Source organism: Brucella cytisi (assembly GCF_038433355.1).
GTDB lineage: Bacteria > Pseudomonadota > Alphaproteobacteria > Rhizobiales > Rhizobiaceae > Brucella > Brucella cytisi.
Window position 1 is genome coordinate 15,490 of the sequence record NZ_JBCAUP010000042.1, and the last position, 16,810, is coordinate 32,299.

Genomic DNA, 16,810 nt, shown 5'->3' on the forward strand with positions numbered 1-16,810 from the left:
CCTCTTAAGTCACGCCATTATTCGACCTTGTCCGATGGCAACGGGAACTCCAGCACAGCGCGCAGACCCGGATCATTGCCTTCAAGACGAAGTGCGCCACCGTGCAATTTCATCACAGCCTTGGCAAGACTTAAACCGAGTCCCGAACCGGGCTGAGTGCGGCTTTCCTCAAGGCGAACAAACCGTTCCGTTGCCTGTTCGCGTTTTTCTTCAGGAATACCGGGGCCGTTATCGGCAACGATGATGCGGACCCGGTCCGAATCACGCTCCATCGAAAGGCTCACGGTCGCGGTCCGCTCATCACCGCCCGCATATTTAATTGCATTGTCGACGAGATTGGAAATCGTCTGCCCGACCAGCTCGCGATTGATATGAAGCGCAACTTCATCGAGATCGCCAAGTGTCAGGTTCACGCTTACATCCTCGGCAACGGGCTCATACATTTCGGCCACATCGCGAAGTATCGGCGCTACCGGCATATCCTCCAGACTTTCTGACGAATAGCCTGCTTCAAGACGCGAAATCATCAGGATCGCGTTGAAGGTCCGGATCAATTGATCTGACTCGCCAATGATATCTTCAAGAGCTTCACGATATTCAGGTCCCGCCTTCTTGCCGGAAAGTGCTTCTTCCGCACGATTGCGCAGACGCGTCAGCGGCGTTTTGAGATCATGCGCGATATTATCGGAGACCTGTTTCAGCCCCTCGTTCAGTTCCAGAATTTTACCGAGCATGACGTTGAGATTGCTTGACAGGCGGTCGAACTCGTCACCGGAGCCATTGACCGGAAGCCTCCCGGTCAAATCGCCATCCATAATGCGCTGCGACGCCCGCGAAACCTCATCAATGCGCTTTAATGCACGGCGCCCGACTACCAGCCAGATCAACAGCGCGCCAACGCCCATGATACCCAGCGCCAGCATTAGCGACTGGCGAATGACATCCCGAAACCGTTCTGGTTCGCCCAGATCACGACCGACCAGAAGCCGCATGCCGTTCGGCAATGCGATCACGACCGCAATGGCACGGTGCTCCGTCTCAGTGCCCTGCTCGCCATAACGCCGATATTTGAAACCACGCTCGATAACGCCGTCGGTGTCCAGAACACCGGGCTCCACGCTCTCAACGTTACCCGCAAGGATGCGGCCTGTCGGGTCGGCCACCAGATAGAGGTAAGCGCCCGGCTGGCGTGAACGATAATCGATTGTGCGCACGAGCTGGGGAATGCCGCCTCGCGCATAGCTTTTGCCGATACTACCGACTTCCTCGCCCAGCGATTGCTGGGTCTGCGCAGTCAGCATGGAGGCAGACAGATTGGTCATGTAGAAAACCAATGCTATCGCGCCCACGATGAACAGCAGCAAATAGAGTGTCGATAGTCGAACGGCGGTTGTGCGCATGAGCGCTGAAAAGCGGCTCATCAATCCACCTTGGCAGCTGAGGATTTCGCTCGTCCTGCCTTCAGCATGTACCCGGCGCCACGCACCGTATGTAGTAGCGGAACGTCGAAGCCCTTCTCGATCTTTGAACGCAGCCGCGAAATATGCACGTCGATCACATTGGTTTGCGGATCGAAGTGATAATCCCAGACGTTTTCAAGCAACATCGTGCGCGTGACGACCTGCCCGGCGTGGCGCATCAGATATTCGAGAAGCCGGAACTCGCGGGGCTGGAGTGTGATATCCACATCCTGACGGCGCGCAGTATGCGCAAGCCGGTCAAGTTCCAGATCGCCGACGCGGTAGATCGTGTCCGCCTCACGCGGACTGGAACGACGTTGCAGGACCTCGACGCGAGCCAGTAGCTCGGAGAATGCATAGGGCTTGGTAAGGTAGTCGTCACCACCGGCTCGCAGGCCTGTGACGCGGTCATCCACTTCGCCGAGCGCGGAAAGGATCAGGACCGGGGTTTCCATACCCCTGGCGCGCAGACCCGCCACGACGGACAAGCCATCGCGCTTCGGCAGCATGCGGTCGACTACGAGGACATCGTAGCTTCCATTCTCGGCCAGCGTATAGCCGGTCTCGCCGTCACCGGCGATGTCGGCAGAATGTCCGGCCTCGGTGAAGGCCTTCTCCAGATAGCGGGCCGCTTCGCGGTCGTCTTCAATAACGAGAATCTTCATGGCGCTACTTATAATACCGTTTGATGATAAGGCGATGCCAGGCGGAGAACCGCCTGGCATCGAATTGCTCAGAGCCTTAAGGGGCTACCGGTCATCATCCCTGATCGATCGGCAGGGCCACAAAGCGGCTCTGATCGTTGCTCTGCAATTGCAGCAGCACTGCCTTGCGACCCGACTTGGCGGCTTCGCTGATGGCGTTGTTGATATCCTTGGCGCTCTTCACCGTCTGGTTATTGACGCTCATGATGATATCGCCGGAACGGATGCCACGATCGGAGGCATCGCTGTCAGGATCGACATCGGTTACCACCACGCCGTTGCCGTCCTCGGACGGGGTCACAGTCAGGCCATAGGAGTCGAGTGTCTCGTTCTGACCACCGCCATTGTCGCCAGAAGCGCTGGCCGCCTTGCCGAGATCACCCGGCATGGCCTCGATGGTGATGTCGACTTCCTCGGCCTTGTTCTTGCGCCAGACGGTGACTGCCGCCTTTTCGCCAGGAACAATGCCAGCAACCTTGCGCGCCAGATCGCGTGGATCCTGAACGGTTTCGCCGTTGACAGCCGTGATCACATCACCGGACTGGATGCCAGCCTTGGCAGCCGGGCCGTCCTTCTGTGGCGACGCGACGATTGCGCCCTTTTCTTCGGCAAGGCCGAGGGAAGCGGCAATATCCTTTGTCACTGGCTGAATCTGAACACCGATCCAGCCACGTTCCACCGAGCCTTTCTTGATCAACTGGTCAACGACCTGCTTGGCGGTCGAGGCCGGGATTGCAAAGGCAATGCCAACGCTGCCGCCCGAAGGCGAGAAGATGGCGGTGTTGATACCGATCACCTGACCGGACAGATTGAAAGCCGGACCGCCGGAGTTACCCTTGTTCACAGCCGCGTCGATCTGGATGAAATCATCGTAAGGACCGGCGCCGATATCACGGCCACGAGCCGACACGATACCGGATGTCACCGTACCGCCGAGGCCGAACGGGTTGCCGACTGCGACGACCCAGTCGCCAACGCGAATCTTGTTGTCATCACCGAACGCAACATAGGTAAACTTCTGCTTCGGATCGTTGATCTTCAGCACGGCCAGATCGGTGCGTGGATCAGTACCGATCAGCTTGGCGTCGAGTTCCGTGCCGTCATCCATGACAACGCTGTAGGCATCGCCATCGGAAACGACGTGATTGTTGGTTACGACATAGCCGTCTTCGGAAATGAAGAAACCGGACCCTTGAGCGACCGGACGTTCATGACCGGGACGCGGACCGCGCTTGCCGGGCCCACGACGATCAGGCCGCGCATCGGGACGTGCGTCGCCACGCGGATCCATGCCGAAATCACGGAAGAAGCGCTTCAGCGGATGATCGTCCGGAAGCTGATCAAATCCGGGAGGGCCCGAGAATTGGCCACCGCCACCGCGATCAGCAGTTTGCTGTACGTCCTTCTTTACACGGACGCTGACGACAGCCGGACGAACCTTCTCAACAAGATCCGCAAAACCCGCAGCCTGCGGTGGCGGCGTTACCTGCACGGCTTCCGCACGGGCGTCATTGAGCGCACCGAGCGGACCGGTCGCGACAAAGCCACCGGCGAGAGCAGCCGATAGTGCAATCGCGGCAACGCCTTTGCGATAGTTGGAAATCCTGGCTCTGGACATTTATTTCTCCTTACGAGCAGCAATCCGGTCGTCCCTGATCCTTCAGGAAACGTGGACCTGTGAAACCTTTATAGAGCGTAAGATAGTCAGGGCTACCTTACCGCTCCGTTTCCACAACATGAAAGTTTCGTAAGGTTACGAATAACAAACGCAGACGACCGCGCTTATTTTCCGTCCAGCAGACGCGAGAGTTCCGCCTTTTCGCCTTCGGTGAGCGGCTTAGGCGCTTCACCCGCCTGTTTGCGTCCGCGAAAGGCAAAAATCAGAGCGACAGCACCGATCAGAAGAACAACTACAGGAAAGCCCCACAGAAGCACTGTACGCGCATTGAGCCGTGGCTTCAGAAGCACGAATTCGCCGTAACGGTCGACGATGAAATCCATCACCTGTTCGTCACTATCGCCTTCTTTCAACCGATCACGGACGAGAACGCGAAGATCGCGGGCAAGCTCGGCATTGGAATCGTCGATGGATTCGTTCTGGCAGACCATGCAGCGCAGTTCGCCAGAAATAGTTCGCGCGCGCTTTTCAAGCGCCGGATCGGACAGGACTTCATCCGGATTGACCGCGAGTGCCGCCGTTCCTTGAATAGCCAGAGCAGCACCGAACAGGAGTGCTGCGAATGCCGACCACTTTCTCATGCAGCCGCCTCCGCTTCCTTTGATGCGGACTTGCGACTGCGCGAAGGTGCGCCGACCCGCAAACGACGATCTGCGAGGGAAAACAGCGCACCCACCATCATAACGAGAGCGCCATACCAGATGAGCGTCACCTGAGGCTTCCACCAAATACGAACAACAGCCGATCCATCGCCCGGTTCATCGCCGAGCGCGACATAGACCTGACTGAACCACAGGGTTTTGATGCCCGATTCAGTGGTTGGCATCTGACGTGCCGGGAAAAAGCGCTTGGACGGCTCAATTTGCCCGAGACCGCGCGAATTGGAATCGAGCAGCGTGAAAGTGCCGCGATTTTCGGTGAAGTTCGAACCGGTCAGCGGGCGCAGACCCTCGAAGCGCAGTGTGTAGTTCTGCACCTTGGCCGTGTCACCCGGACGCATAATCAACACATTCTCAGTGCCGAAGGTGGTCACACTCACAATCCCGAGCAGCGTCACGCCAAGCCCGATATGGGCGAGCGCCGTGCCAAAGACCGAGCGCGGCAAACCCTTGAAGCGCGCAAATGCTTTGCTTGCGGAAACCTTGCCAATGCCAGCCTTGAAAACAAGATCGGTCAGGCTGCCAAAAATCAGCCACGCAGCAAGCCCGATACCGCAGGCGGCGAGAACCGATTTCGCCGATGTGCTCCATAAGACAATCGCCGCAGCCAGAAGCGAGAGCGCAAAAGCTGTCATCAGCCGCTGCGACACGCCGTAAAGATCACCGCGTTTCCAGGCGAGCAGCGGACCGAAGGGAACCGCAAAAAGAAGCGGAATCATCAACGGACCGAACGTCATGTTGAAGAACGGTGCACCGACGGAAATCTTGTCACCGGTCATCACTTCAAGCAGCAACGGATAGAGCGTACCGATCAGCACAGTCGCGGCAGCGGTCGTCAGGAACAGATTGTTGAAGACGAGAGCACCTTCGCGGGAAATCGGGTGGAAGATGCCGCCTGCCGTCAGGCTCTGCACGCGAAGTGCGAAAAGCGACAGCGACCCGCCAATGAAGATTGCAAGGATCGCCAGAATGAAAAGACCGCGTCCCGGATCGGTGGCGAAGCTGTGAACCGAGGTTAGAACGCCGGAGCGGACAAGGAAGGTTCCGAGCAGCGATAGTGAAAAAGTGAGGATTGCAAGCAGCACGGTCCAGATTTTCAGCGCCGAACGCTTTTCCATTACGAGAGCGGAATGGAGAAGTGCAGTGCCAACCAGCCACGGCATGAATGATGCGTTCTCGACCGGATCCCAGAACCACCAGCCGCCCCAGCCAAGCTCGTAATAGGCCCAGTAGGAACCCATGGCGATGCCACCGGTCAGAAACATCCATGCAACCAGCGCCCACGGACGCACCCAGCGCGCCCACGCAGCATCCAGACGCCCTTCGATCAGTGCCGCCACGGCAAAGGAGAAGCAAACTGAGAAACCGACATAACCGAGATAAAGCAGTGGCGGATGGATCGCGAGGCCGATATCCTGAAGGATCGGATTGAGATCACCGCCCTCCATCGGGGCCGGGAAGATACGGGTGAACGGGTTCGAAGTGAACACGATGAATGCCAGAAATGCGACGCCGATCCAGCCCTGTACGGCAAGAACGTTGGCGCGGAGCGTTTCAGGCAGATTGCCGGAAAATGCAGCAACCAGCGCACTGAAGAAAGTGAGAATGAACACCCACAGCAGCATTGAGCCTTCGTGATTGCCCCAAACCCCGGTAATTTTGTAGAGGAGTGGCTTTTGCGAATGCGAGTTCTCGACCACGTTCAGTACCGAGAAATCCGAAACGACATAGGCATGGACAAGCACGGCCGACGCAAGGCAGATCAGCGCGAAGACAGCAATTGCCGTCGGCGCCGCGACTGACATGAGCTGCGTATCCCGGCGATGCGCACCGACCACCGGCACAATCGATTGGACAATCGACAGGGCCAGTGCCAGAACCAGAGCGAAATGGCCGATCTCGACACTCATCTGCAGTCTCCATCAAGCACCTGCCGGACCACGGGTCCGATACGGAATGCCTTAATTTTTATTTGCCTTCCCAGACGCCCTTTTCCTTCAGGCTGTCGGCAAGGTCCTTGGGAACATAATTCTCATCGTGCTTCGCCAGCACATTGTCGGCGCGGAACACACCATCGTCTCCGAACCGTCCTTCGGCGACAACACCCTGCCCTTCACGGAAGAGATCGGGCGGAATACCCTTGAACACGACCTTCACGGTCTTGATTGTATCGGTCACTGTGAAACGCAGTTCGCTACCCTCGCGGCTGACGGAACCTTCCTCAACGAGACCACCGAGACGGAACCGCGAGCCGGAGGCCATATCCTGTTCCGTCAGGTCGGCAGGCGTACGGAAGAAGCGGATGTCCTGACTGAAGGCCATCAGCATCAATCCAACCGCTACGGCCAGAACCGCCAATGCGCCGCCGATCAGGAACAGACGCTTGCGCTTTCTCTGGCTGACGGTCCGGGCGAAGTTGCCCGCCGGTTTGGTAACACGTGCATTGTCTTCTGCGGTCGCGCTCATTTTTGTGCGTTCCCTGTTTCCAGTCCAAGACCGGCAGCGAAACTCTGCAAGTTCGTCCGGCTTTCGCCCTGAAGGGCTGTCATGCCACGATTGAGAGCGTCCAGCGCTGCATCGCGGCGGTTGAGGATCATATAGGAGCGCACAAGACGCTTCCAGCCTTCGACATCCCCACTATTCTGGCGAAGACTTTCATCAAGACGTTGAACCATGCCTTCGACCATCGCCTGTCGATCTTCCAGACTGAGCGACGACGCGGCATCAACATCATCCGCTGTCGGTCCTTTCGGCTGCTGTTCGCCGCTGGAAGTAGGGTTACGAAGCCGGGCGATAGCCTGCTCGATCTGACCACGCCATGGCGCATCGGTCGGCGCCTTGTCGAGGAACGCCTGGAGGCGATTGGCGGCCATATCCATCCGACCGTCCTGCATCTCGCCTTGTGCAAGATAGAACTGTGGGCGAACATCATTCGGCTCGAGATCGGCTGCTTTCTTGAAAAAGCCTTCAGCCTCGGCAGTCACGGTGCCGCCCGAAGCGGTTGCCAGCGCCTCACCTAATCCCAGCACGCGCGGGAAATTCTCACCGGCAATGCGAATGGAACTGCGATAGGCATTGACCGCATCAGTGGCACGACCAAGCCGCAGATAGATCGGCGCTAGCACATCCCACCCACGTACATCGTTGGGGTTCTGCGCCAGGTGCGCTTCGGCGCGCGCCACCAGCTCATCGACAGAGCCGCGATCCGCACTGGCCGAAAGCCGTTCAGCGAGCGGCATGGACGGCATGTCCGGCTTGCCGAAAAGCGGATAAATGCCCCAGGCGATGAGCGGCACGGCGAGCACAGCAATAAAAGCCAGCAATCGGCCCGGTGCAGCTTTGCCTGCGGCTTCCGCAGCTTCTTTGCCAGATTTTTCAGAATTCAAAATGCGACGCGAAATTTCGATGCGTGCCTGCTCGGCGCTCTGCGGGTCGATCATGCCGCGTGCAGCGTCGGCTTCGACCTCGCGCAACTGGTCCCGATAGACCTCAAGATCGTTCTTTTCAGCGGGCAAGAATGCCTGTTTGCGCCGCGTGAGAGGCAACAAAACAGCCAGAGTGGCTGCCAATGTCAGTAATGCTGCAATAAGCCAGAATCCCATGGCTACGACTTAAGCGCAGCCAAGGGAAAAACCAACCACTACCTGCAGTAAGTTTCTGACTAGGGCAATTCGCCGCAAAGGCAGGAACACAGGAGTTAGGTCAGCGGCGTCCAGCTGCCGTCCGGATTACGACATGCCGTTCCACGGGAAGTCTGCTGCGACCCGTCGACTGTGAAGCTGTGCGAATACTGGCGGCAATTCTGCGAACCCACCTGATAAGGCTGCGCGGCCGTCACGTCGCCAGAATTCGATCCGCTACCACTCCAGGATACGGCCTTACCTGCCGGTGAATATTCAAGCGCACGATATTCGGCCTCAAGCGCCTTCTTGCGGTCAGCTGCGTTCAACTGATTTGCTGAGTTGCCGAGCAGACCGTTGCCAAGAGGCGTCAGCAGGCTGGTTTCCGGCTTCTGCGCCGTAGAACCGCCGCCCAGCGAAGCAGGACCAGTGCCCTTGCCGGTCGTACCGCAAGCTGACAATGCAAGCGCCACGGCAAGCATCATCGAAGCAACTGAAACTGGGTGAGAAAACCTGGATACCATCATCATAACAACCGGCCTTCATAAACAATTAGCATGCACACTATATCGGCATGTGACTTTTTCAATTTATCTTCTAGTTGGCTTTCGGCCAAAAACAACCTTCAATCTTCCGTCAGCGGCAACACGACCTGGACACTCAATCCACCGAACGAACTCTTGCCCAGATGCAGACTGCCGCCATATTCCCGAACGGTATCCTGCACAATCGCCAGCCCAAGCCCCGTTCCCGGTTTCGTTTCATCGACGCGGCTGCCGCGCTTCAACGCTGCCTCGATCTTGTCCGATGCCAGACCTGGACCGTCATCTTCTATCAGGAGTTCAAACTGTCGTTGCTCCCCAGAAATAGGGGCAAGTCCGATATTGATACGTTTGCGGCCCCATTTGCCCGCATTCTCGAGCAGATTCCCGACGATCTCTTCCAGATCTTCCCTTTCGCCAGCAAAGACCGCGTTGGGCAGATCATTCCTGAAGTTAACGCTGAAAGCCGGATTGAGTTTCGCCGTCACGCGCTGCATGCGTTGAAGAACCGGCGTCACTGGCGTACGGAACACCACACTGTCGCGCTGCGCGGCAATGCGCGCGCGTTGCAGATAATGTTGTATCTGCACCTGCATCGCCTCACTCTGTTCCTGTACGATGCGTCCGTGTTCGCCACCCATGCTCCGTGCTTCGTTGACCAGCACGGAAAGCGGGGTTTTGAGAGAATGTGCGAGATTTCCGACCTGTGTTCGCGAACGCTCGACGATGCGGCGATTGTTCTCGATGAGGGCATTCATTTCACTGGCGAGCGGTGCGATTTCGACAGGCAGCGACGCATCGAGCTTTGATGATCGCCCCTCGCGAATATCAGCCAGCGCCTGACGTACCTTGTCGAGCGGACGCAGGCCAAACAGGATCACAGCGGCGTTGATGAGAATACTGCCGATGCCGAAGATCGCCAGATAGGTCGCGAGGCTGGTTCTGAAATCAGAAATCTCCTTCAGAACCTCACTGAGGTTGCCCATGACGCGAAAACGCGCAACACGGTTGGCAGTATCCAGAACCACTTCTGTTTCAACGATGAAAAGCTCTTCTCCGTTGAGGCCAGGCAAGGTGTAGCTGCGCATGAAAGAACTGTCGAAGGGTGCCAGCGAGACCGGCATTTCCGGCACGATGCGCCCTATCAGCGATGGCGATTGCAGTTTTCCGATCAGGTTCGGCGTGACGGGATCGACGGACCAGTACCAGCCGGAGAGTGGACTGGAATAGCGTAATTCACCCAGTTCCGGGCGCCCCTGCAAGGAGCCTTCGCCTGACGTGCTGACGGCACCGACCAGACTGAACAAGTGGGCGGTCAGCAGGCGTTCGAAATTGCTGCGCGCAGCTTCGCCATAAAGTGAGCCTATGAAAGTCGCAACCACCACAAGTGCCACGATGACCCAGATCGTCGAAAGCGTGACGACGCGGACTGCGAGCGAACGTAGCGGAGGAAAGACGCGAAGAAGCTTCAGCTGTCATCGCCTTTCGTTTCGTCCCCGCCCTCTTCAGAGCGGATGCGATAGCCCATGCCGCGCACGGTCTCGATCAGGTCTACACCCATTTTCTTGCGCAAGCGACCGACGAAGACTTCAATCGTATTGGAATCGCGGTCGAAATCCTGATCGTAGAGATGTTCGACCAGTTCGGTACGCGAGACCACCTCATCCATATGGTGCATCAGATAGGACAAAAGCCGATATTCGTGCGAGGTAAGCTTGAGCGAAACGCCGTTAACACTTGCCTTCGACGTTTTCGTATCAAGATAGAGCGGCCCGCAGGCGAGTTCCGACGAAGCATGTCCCGCAGCGCGGCGGATCAGCGCGCGCAACCGTGCCAGCACTTCCTCGATATGAAAGGGTTTGGCCACATAATCGTCGGCTCCGGCGTCAATACCGGCAACCTTGTCGCTCCAGCGATCGCGGGCCGTAAGCATGAGAACAGGCATTGTGCGCCCGCTGCGACGCCAGCGTTCAACGACACTGATACCGTCTATGCGTGGCAGGCCGATGTCGAGCACCACGGCATCATATGGCTCAGTATCGCCGAGATAATGCCCTTCCTCGCCGTCATAGGCGCGATCGACCACATAACCGGCAGCAACCATTGCTTCGGAAAGCTGCCGGTTCAGGTCCTTGTCGTCTTCAACGATCAGGATACGCAAGCGGACATTCTCCCTCAATTCATGAAAAACAGCGGCAAAAGCTGCTATTATTGAGCGGGAACGGCCACTTCAACGCGGCGCGGACGCTCGCCGTCGCGGCCGGGCACAAGCACCACGACCACGCACATGGGACGCCCGTTCTGAGTCGTGGCGGTTGCCTTGGCAAGCTGGCCGCCCTGCTGGGCAGCCACCTGTTCGCCGACCGCCGCGCAATCTCCGGCGGCAGCGACAATGAGATTGGATTTCTGCGGCGCAGTCATCGGCAGGGCACCGGCATCGACCGGCAGCAAGCCAATACTAACCGCTAGAAGCGCGAAAACTTTGAGTGCAGAATTTTGTTTCATCATGCCGCCTTATATAGCGCCCCACAGCTGAACGATGCATGAACAACCATTCCTCTTCCGGGCCCAAAGGAAAATTCAGCCTCTGACTATCACGCTTTGTGAAATTATGAAATGCGTGAAGTTACCCTGATACGCCCGATTAACGTAACAATTCGGGCAATTGCAGCCGCCAATTGCAATCGATTATCCGTTAAAGCATCCTGACCAATTAAGACGGTTGCGGTTCCGGAAGCGCTTGAGGATGAATAAAAAGCGAAATGAATCGGCTAAACCAGAATTGACCAAAGCCATCGTCTGTCTCAACCAATAAGTCTTTCTTCCTGGGGAATTATTGTCGGAACGCGGAAGACCACTGAATCTACATGTCCGTTCCTTTCCCTGATCCACACAACACCAAACCGGAATGCCATGAACGAGACCGATCTGTCTTTCGCTGTATCAACAAATGTCGACATCTCACTGCTTCGCGCTTCCTCCGCTTTCAGTCTCGCCTTGAACACCGCGAACAGAGTTTTACGATTTCATCGATAGTCAGGATTCGTCACCGTTCCTTTTTTCTTCAGGAAGTAGCCCGGGTATAGGTGCATGTTTCAGCCGTTCGGACAAATGCTGAAAAATCCCGAGAGCCGACCATGCCGCCAGGCTTGCAACCGCGGACCCTATCGCCATCAGTTCCTCCCGGCCCAGCAATCCCCCAAGAGCCAATACTTCTGAAATCTTGACGCCTGCGGCGCCACCGAAAACAATGCCACAGATCACGCCGACTGCGAAACGGATCGCAGCTTCTCGCTTTCCTCGCGGAGGCATATAAGCGAGCGACATAAAAGAGCCTGCCATCGCACCTGCCATCTTGGCGAACCAGATCCACGTAACCTCCGAGGTAAATACTGCATCGTTAAGGATGGTCATGACGGCTTCCTTTCATGTTGCAGGCCCAAATGCCAACTGCATCGCATTTTTCCTGTTTATGAAAAACTACGCCCCGAGCGCGTTGCCTCAGTGAACTCCGCCCAATGAGTTTAATCGGGAGTTTTGTCACACCTACCACGCGGCGCAGATCATCTTTTCTTTGTCCGACGAGAAGAAGACCGAAATTGTCCAATGCCTCATTGCGATTTTTTGGGGCAAAATCTGTATCCTCGATCAGTGGCCTCAAAAGACATCATCCTGAAAAGCCTCCACAGGTTTTCAAGGTGATGTATGCAAGCGTCGAAGGGGTAAATGCGATTAGTCACAACTCTTTGATTGTATATGAAACCTAGCAAAGCAGCGTTACGCAGTCAAGGATTATTTTCCTATTATTGGATTTTATTCCTTATTGCAAAAAGCCGCGAACGCTTTAACCATTTCACATGAGGTGTGGCTTATTTATCTGCTATGATGGAGCGGCAAATTCCGCCTGTCTCCGAAACCAACCATGCCGAAGTTAGTGTTTATGCGTAAAGCGGCAGAAAAAGATTCCGGAAGCGAGAAGCGCAAACCGTTCAGGGTTTCGCGCCTGATCGGACTCGACGCATGGATCGATTCAACCCTTTACAGCCTGCGCTACAATCTGGGTGAATGGTGGGAAAGCATCACCATTTTCTCACGACGTTTTCGCGTACGCGGATTCCGGCGCTTCGTCGTCGAGGTTCTCGATGAAGGATTTACGCTCGGCGTTGCTGGTGCGGTCCTGATGCTCGTCCTGGCTCTACCCGCCTTTGAGGAAACAAAGAAAGACTGGCGCGCGCAGGACGATTACGCCGTCACATTTCTTGATCGTTACGGTAACGAAATCGGCCAGCGCGGCATTTTGCATCGCCAGGCCGTGCCGATCGACGAATTGCCGGATCACGTCATAAAGGCCGTGCTCGGTACCGAAGACCGGCGCTTTTTCGACCATTACGGTATTGACTTCTGGGGTCTATCCCGTGCGCTCAGCCAGAACATGCGCGCCAATGGCGTGGTTCAGGGCGGATCGACCATCACGCAGCAGCTTGCCAAGAACCTTTTCCTGTCCAACGAACGCACTCTTGAGCGCAAGATCAAGGAAGCCTTCCTTGCGCTCTGGCTGGAAAGCAATCTCAGCAAAAAAGAAATCCTTCAGCTTTACCTCGACCGCGCTTACATGGGTGGCGGAACCTTCGGTATCGCAGCCGCTTCGGAATTCTATTTCGGCAAGAGCGTGAAGGATGTCTCGCTGGCAGAAGCCGCCATGCTGGCCGGCCTTTTCAAGGCCCCTGCTAAATTTGCGCCGCATGTTAATCTGCCCGCAGCGCGTGCGCGTGCCAATGTCGTGCTTTCCAACATGGTTGAAAGCGGTTTTCTAAGCGACGGACAAGTGGCCGTCGCACGTCGTCATCCGGCAAGCGTCATCGACCGCGCCAAGAATGAAAGTCCAGACTATTTCCTCGACTGGGCTTTCGAAGAAGTCAAAAAGTTCGCTGCCAATATTCCACAGCACACATTGATCGTGCGCACAACGCTCGATCGCAATCTGCAGAGGGCGGCTGAGGAATCGCTCGAATACCATCTACGCCAGTTCGGCAAGGATTATAATGTTTCGGAAGCGGCAACCGTCGTTATTGCCAATGACGGCTCTGTCCGTGCACTGGTTGGCGGGCGGGACTATGGCGAAAGTCAGTTCAACCGCGCTACCAAGGCACTGCGGCAAGCCGGTTCGTCCTTCAAGCCTTACGTCTATGCGGCGGCAATGGAAAAGGGTCTGACGCCCAGCACCATTGTTTCCGATGGCCCGATCAGTTGGGGCAACTGGTCTCCGCGCAATTATGGCCGCAGTTTTGCTGGTCGTGTAGACCTGACGACAGCACTTGTCCGCTCATTGAACAGTGTGCCAGTGCGACTGGCGCGCGATTATCTGACCACAGCCCCCATCGTAGCCCTGACCAAGGCGATGGGCGTGGAATCGCCGATCTCGTCACACAAGACCATGGTGCTTGGCACATCGGAAATGACGGTGATGGATCAAGCCACAGGTTTCAACGTTTTTCCAAATGCGGGTATGGCCGGTAACCGTCATGCGTTTACGCAGATCGTTTCGTCAGAAGGCAAGGTTTTGTGGGACTTCGGTCGCGATGCACCGAAGCCGCACAGGGCGCTGTCGGAAAAAGCCGCACTCGAGATGAATTCCATGCTGGTGCAGGTGCCCGAACGCGGCACCGGACGCCGGGCAGCATTGCCAATAACGCGGGTGGGCGGCAAGACCGGCACGACGCAGAATTATCGCGATGCATGGTTCGTCGGCTTCACCGGCAATTTCACAGCGGCCGTCTGGTTCGGCAATGATAACTTCACGCCGATGAAAGACCTGACCGGCGGCATCCTGCCAGCCATGGCCTGGCAGCGCATGATGGCCTATGCGCACCAGAATATCGAGCTGAAGCCCATACCCGGCGTTACTCCGCCTTTCCCCGCTCCGCCCAAGAAGAGCGAGCCGCAAGTGGCAAATGCCAGGTCGGAAGAAACCATGCCAGCACCGCCGCGCGTACTCTCGCCCATGTCGACAAAAGTTATCAAAGAACTGCATGACCGCTTCCTTGCGGCTCCGCCTCTGCCTAAGATCGCCGAACGCTCGAAAATATCGGTACTCTGAGGGGCGATGTTCAAAAGGATATTCAACACGGCGATTGTGCTTGTGCTGGCGCTTGGCGGCGGCATCTGGAGCGTCGACAAGGTTCTAGACCGGTTTGAGGGTTTCGGAGAACTTCGTGTCGGGGTCTGGAGCGCCTATCCGGCGGCAGGCACGCCCGATGCCGACCCCTATTCTAAGGCTCGGGCTGCTCGCAAAGCCTATCTGGCGCTTGGAACGGCTGAAGGCCTGCCCTTCTATGCGCGCAGCGACAATAACGGACGCACCCTCCGGCGCGGCTGCACCTATCGCCTGAGCGGCTTGACGCCACCGGCCCGATTCTGGACCGTGTTTTCCGCCTCGGCTGATCTCGAACCGATCACGCCGCGCGAAGGACTGCAGGCAGCGCTGCATTCGCGCGAAGTGCTTTATGACGATGACGGCAGCGTCACGATCACCATCGGCCCCGATGCAGCTTCCGGTAACTGGTTGCCAGTGGAAGGAAGCGGCGATTTCGTTCTTGTCATGACGCTCTATGATACGCCTGCGGCTTCATCCTCCGGCCTCTCCGATCTGGTGATGCCAGGTCTCGCCCGTGTTCCGGGTGCAAACAGGGGGGCGTGCCGTGGCTAGAATTTTCCACCTCGTTCTCCTCGGCATCGTCGGTGCCGCGATCGTGCATATCGCAGTTCTTTTCCTCGTTCCCTTCTATTCCGACAAGAACGCCTGGTCGCGGATCGAAACCGGAAGCGAGCCATATCGCTTCCACAGGCTGGACGAAAAGACCGGCCCGGTCAGCGACAGCGACCCGCTGGTACAGGAAGCCACCTGCCGCTTCGATCTCGCCGATGGTCCCGTGCACATCATGACCGGGGCAAATGTGCCTTATTGGTCGCTCTCGATCTATGCGCCCAACGGGGACAATCTCTATAGCCTCAACGACAGCGTTTCCAACGAACGCAAGCTCGACCTGATCCTTGCCGATCCCATCGGCATGGCAAGTCTGCGCTCGGATGGTTCGCAAGCCGATGCCCGTTCGATCCTGATTGAGCAGAATATCGGCGAAGGTGCCGCCGTGCTGCGCGTTTTCGTGCCTGACGCGACGTGGAACACGGAAGTGCGGCGCTTCTTTGCGGAGGCGGAATGCGCGCCGTTTGAAGGGCTCTAATTGCCTGCCCCAAAAGCCGCCATGCTTTGCTGCAAATGGCGGTTTTCTGCGCTTCCGGTGCTCATGTAGTTCTCTTAGAGCGTTTCCGTTTTTCTCTGAATCGAATGCGCTTCCCAAATCAGTTTTGTTCTGATTCACTGATGCTGGCTGGATGGAGGCCAGCGTTGGATGACCGCACCGATATCGAATGATCTTCGAGAGCGCGTTATTGCCGCCGTGCTGAGTGGCGAAAGCGTTCGTTCAGTGGCGACGCGGTTTGAAATTGCCGCATCTTCAGTCGTAAAATGGTCCCAGCGCCATCGTGCGACCGGATCGGTTCATCCCGGCAAGATGGGCGGCCACCGCAAGCGGATACTCGAACCGCATCGTGATATCATTGTGCAACGGCTCGCCGAGAACCCACACCTGACACTCCATGGCCTGAAGGCGGCGTTGACCGAGCGGGGTATTTCCGTCTCGCACAATACGATCTGGGAATTCATTCGCAGTGAAGGGCTGCGCTTCAAAAAAAACACTATTCGCCCTTGAGCAAGCTCGTGCCGACGTCGCTCGCAAAAGACAGCGCTGGAAGACCCTGCAAAATCACCTTGATCCCGAACGGCTGGTCTTCATTGATGAGACCTGGATCAAGACCAACATGTCGCCGATCAGAGGCTGGGGTCCAAAAGGCAAGCGACTGCGGGCATTTGCACCGCATGGCCACTGGCGCACGCTGACATTCCTGGGCGCTTTGAGAAACGATCAGCTTACAGCACCCTGTGTCTTCGACGGACCGATGAACGGCCAGTGTTTCCGCGCCTATGTCGAGCAGCAGTTGGTCCCGGTGCTCAAGCCAGGCGACATTGTCGTCATGGACAATCTCGGCAGCCATAAGTCGGCAACCATCCGTCAATTGATCAAAGCCGC

At 56.9% G+C, this 16,810-nt stretch carries 15 protein-coding genes and 1 pseudogene; 4 read left to right on the forward strand and 12 right to left on the reverse strand.

Annotation, left to right across the window (positions count from 1 at the left end):
• Positions 1 to 17 precede the first annotated feature (17 nt).
• The 12 genes from AAE521_RS25430 to AAE521_RS25485 form a co-directional block, all read right to left on the reverse strand.
• Positions 18 to 1,424 carry a sensor histidine kinase gene (locus AAE521_RS25430; protein ID WP_342062882.1) on the reverse strand — a complete coding sequence of 469 codons (1,407 nt, stop codon included), beginning with the start codon at positions 1,422 to 1,424 and terminating at the stop codon, positions 18 to 20.
• Positions 1,421 to 2,125 carry a response regulator transcription factor gene (locus AAE521_RS25435; protein ID WP_071631548.1) on the reverse strand — a complete coding sequence of 235 codons (705 nt, stop codon included), beginning with the start codon at positions 2,123 to 2,125 and terminating at the stop codon, positions 1,421 to 1,423. The genes AAE521_RS25430 and AAE521_RS25435 overlap by 4 nt, the downstream gene beginning before the upstream one ends.
• 94 nt (positions 2,126 to 2,219) lie before the next feature.
• Positions 2,220 to 3,782 carry a Do family serine endopeptidase gene (locus AAE521_RS25440; RefSeq protein ID WP_342062883.1) on the reverse strand — a complete coding sequence of 521 codons (1,563 nt, stop codon included), beginning with the start codon at positions 3,780 to 3,782 and terminating at the stop codon, positions 2,220 to 2,222.
• A gap of 164 nt (positions 3,783 to 3,946) precedes the next feature.
• Positions 3,947 to 4,423, reverse strand: a complete 477-nt coding sequence (locus AAE521_RS25445) for a cytochrome c-type biogenesis protein (protein WP_342062884.1) — start codon at positions 4,421 to 4,423, stop codon at positions 3,947 to 3,949.
• Positions 4,420 to 6,411 (reverse strand): heme lyase CcmF/NrfE family subunit, encoded by a 1,992-nt coding sequence (locus AAE521_RS25450; protein ID WP_342062885.1) that lies wholly within the window; start codon positions 6,409 to 6,411, stop codon positions 4,420 to 4,422. The genes AAE521_RS25445 and AAE521_RS25450 overlap by 4 nt, the downstream gene beginning before the upstream one ends.
• 58 nt (positions 6,412 to 6,469) lie before the next feature.
• Complete coding sequence (gene ccmE, locus AAE521_RS25455) at positions 6,470 to 6,967, reverse strand: cytochrome c maturation protein CcmE (RefSeq protein WP_071631484.1); 498 nt, start codon at positions 6,965 to 6,967, stop codon at positions 6,470 to 6,472.
• Complete coding sequence (gene ccmI, locus AAE521_RS25460) at positions 6,964 to 8,103, reverse strand: c-type cytochrome biogenesis protein CcmI (protein WP_342062886.1); 1,140 nt, start codon at positions 8,101 to 8,103, stop codon at positions 6,964 to 6,966. Before ccmI ends, ccmE begins: the two co-directional genes overlap by 4 nt.
• Positions 8,104 to 8,198: 95 nt before the next feature.
• Complete coding sequence (locus AAE521_RS25465; RefSeq protein ID WP_342062887.1) at positions 8,199 to 8,651, reverse strand: hypothetical protein; 453 nt, start codon at positions 8,649 to 8,651, stop codon at positions 8,199 to 8,201.
• A 95-nt stretch (positions 8,652 to 8,746) separates the two neighbouring features.
• The gene (locus AAE521_RS25470) at positions 8,747 to 10,057 is read right to left on the reverse strand and encodes an ATP-binding protein (RefSeq protein ID WP_342062888.1); all 1,311 of its coding nucleotides are present in this window, start codon (positions 10,055 to 10,057) and stop codon (positions 8,747 to 8,749) included.
• 74 nt (positions 10,058 to 10,131) lie between these two features.
• Complete coding sequence (locus tag AAE521_RS25475) at positions 10,132 to 10,824, reverse strand: response regulator transcription factor (protein ID WP_071631488.1); 693 nt, start codon at positions 10,822 to 10,824, stop codon at positions 10,132 to 10,134.
• A 47-nt stretch (positions 10,825 to 10,871) separates the two neighbouring features.
• Positions 10,872 to 11,168: a hypothetical protein gene (locus AAE521_RS25480; protein ID WP_010661592.1), complete on the reverse strand. Its 297-nt coding sequence runs from the start codon at positions 11,166 to 11,168 to the stop codon at positions 10,872 to 10,874.
• 531 nt (positions 11,169 to 11,699) lie between these two features.
• On the reverse strand, positions 11,700 to 12,077 hold the full coding sequence (locus tag AAE521_RS25485) for a DUF6107 family protein (RefSeq protein ID WP_342062889.1): 378 nt from the start codon (positions 12,075 to 12,077) through the stop codon (positions 11,700 to 11,702).
• Positions 12,078 to 12,585: 508 nt separating this feature from the next.
• Here AAE521_RS25485 and AAE521_RS25490 point away from each other — a divergent pair.
• The 4 genes and pseudogenes from AAE521_RS25490 to AAE521_RS25505 form a co-directional block, all read left to right on the forward strand.
• Positions 12,586 to 14,760 carry a transglycosylase domain-containing protein gene (locus tag AAE521_RS25490; protein ID WP_342062890.1) on the forward strand — a complete coding sequence of 725 codons (2,175 nt, stop codon included), beginning with the start codon at positions 12,586 to 12,588 and terminating at the stop codon, positions 14,758 to 14,760.
• A gap of 6 nt (positions 14,761 to 14,766) precedes the next feature.
• On the forward strand, positions 14,767 to 15,369 hold the full coding sequence (locus AAE521_RS25495; RefSeq protein ID WP_342062891.1) for a DUF1214 domain-containing protein: 603 nt from the start codon (positions 14,767 to 14,769) through the stop codon (positions 15,367 to 15,369).
• Entirely contained in the window at positions 15,362 to 15,904 is a 543-nt protein-coding gene (locus tag AAE521_RS25500; RefSeq protein WP_071631492.1) for a DUF1254 domain-containing protein, read from the forward strand. The genes AAE521_RS25495 and AAE521_RS25500 overlap by 8 nt, the downstream gene beginning before the upstream one ends.
• 168 nt (positions 15,905 to 16,072) lie before the next feature.
• Positions 16,073 to 16,810: pseudogene (locus AAE521_RS25505) on the forward strand (IS630 family transposase); the annotation flags it as partial.

Coding starts and splice junctions, on each gene's coding strand:
- AAE521_RS25435 (WP_071631548.1), bottom strand. CDS start 2,125: ATGAAGATTCTCGTTATTGAAGACGACCGCGAAGCGGCCCGCTATCTG.
- AAE521_RS25440 (WP_342062883.1), bottom strand. CDS start 3,782: ATGTCCAGAGCCAGGATTTCCAACTATCGCAAAGGCGTTGCCGCGATT.
- AAE521_RS25445 (WP_342062884.1), bottom strand. CDS start 4,423: ATGAGAAAGTGGTCGGCATTCGCAGCACTCCTGTTCGGTGCTGCTCTG.
- AAE521_RS25450 (WP_342062885.1), bottom strand. CDS start 6,411: ATGAGTGTCGAGATCGGCCATTTCGCTCTGGTTCTGGCACTGGCCCTG.
- ccmE (WP_071631484.1), bottom strand. CDS start 6,967: ATGAGCGCGACCGCAGAAGACAATGCACGTGTTACCAAACCGGCGGGC.
- ccmI (WP_342062886.1), bottom strand. CDS start 8,103: ATGGGATTCTGGCTTATTGCAGCATTACTGACATTGGCAGCCACTCTG.
- AAE521_RS25465 (WP_342062887.1), bottom strand. CDS start 8,651: ATGATGATGGTATCCAGGTTTTCTCACCCAGTTTCAGTTGCTTCGATG.
- AAE521_RS25480 (WP_010661592.1), bottom strand. CDS start 11,168: ATGAAACAAAATTCTGCACTCAAAGTTTTCGCGCTTCTAGCGGTTAGT.
- AAE521_RS25485 (WP_342062889.1), bottom strand. CDS start 12,077: ATGACCATCCTTAACGATGCAGTATTTACCTCGGAGGTTACGTGGATC.
- AAE521_RS25490 (WP_342062890.1), top strand. CDS start 12,586: ATGCCGAAGTTAGTGTTTATGCGTAAAGCGGCAGAAAAAGATTCCGGA.
- AAE521_RS25495 (WP_342062891.1), top strand. CDS start 14,767: ATGTTCAAAAGGATATTCAACACGGCGATTGTGCTTGTGCTGGCGCTT.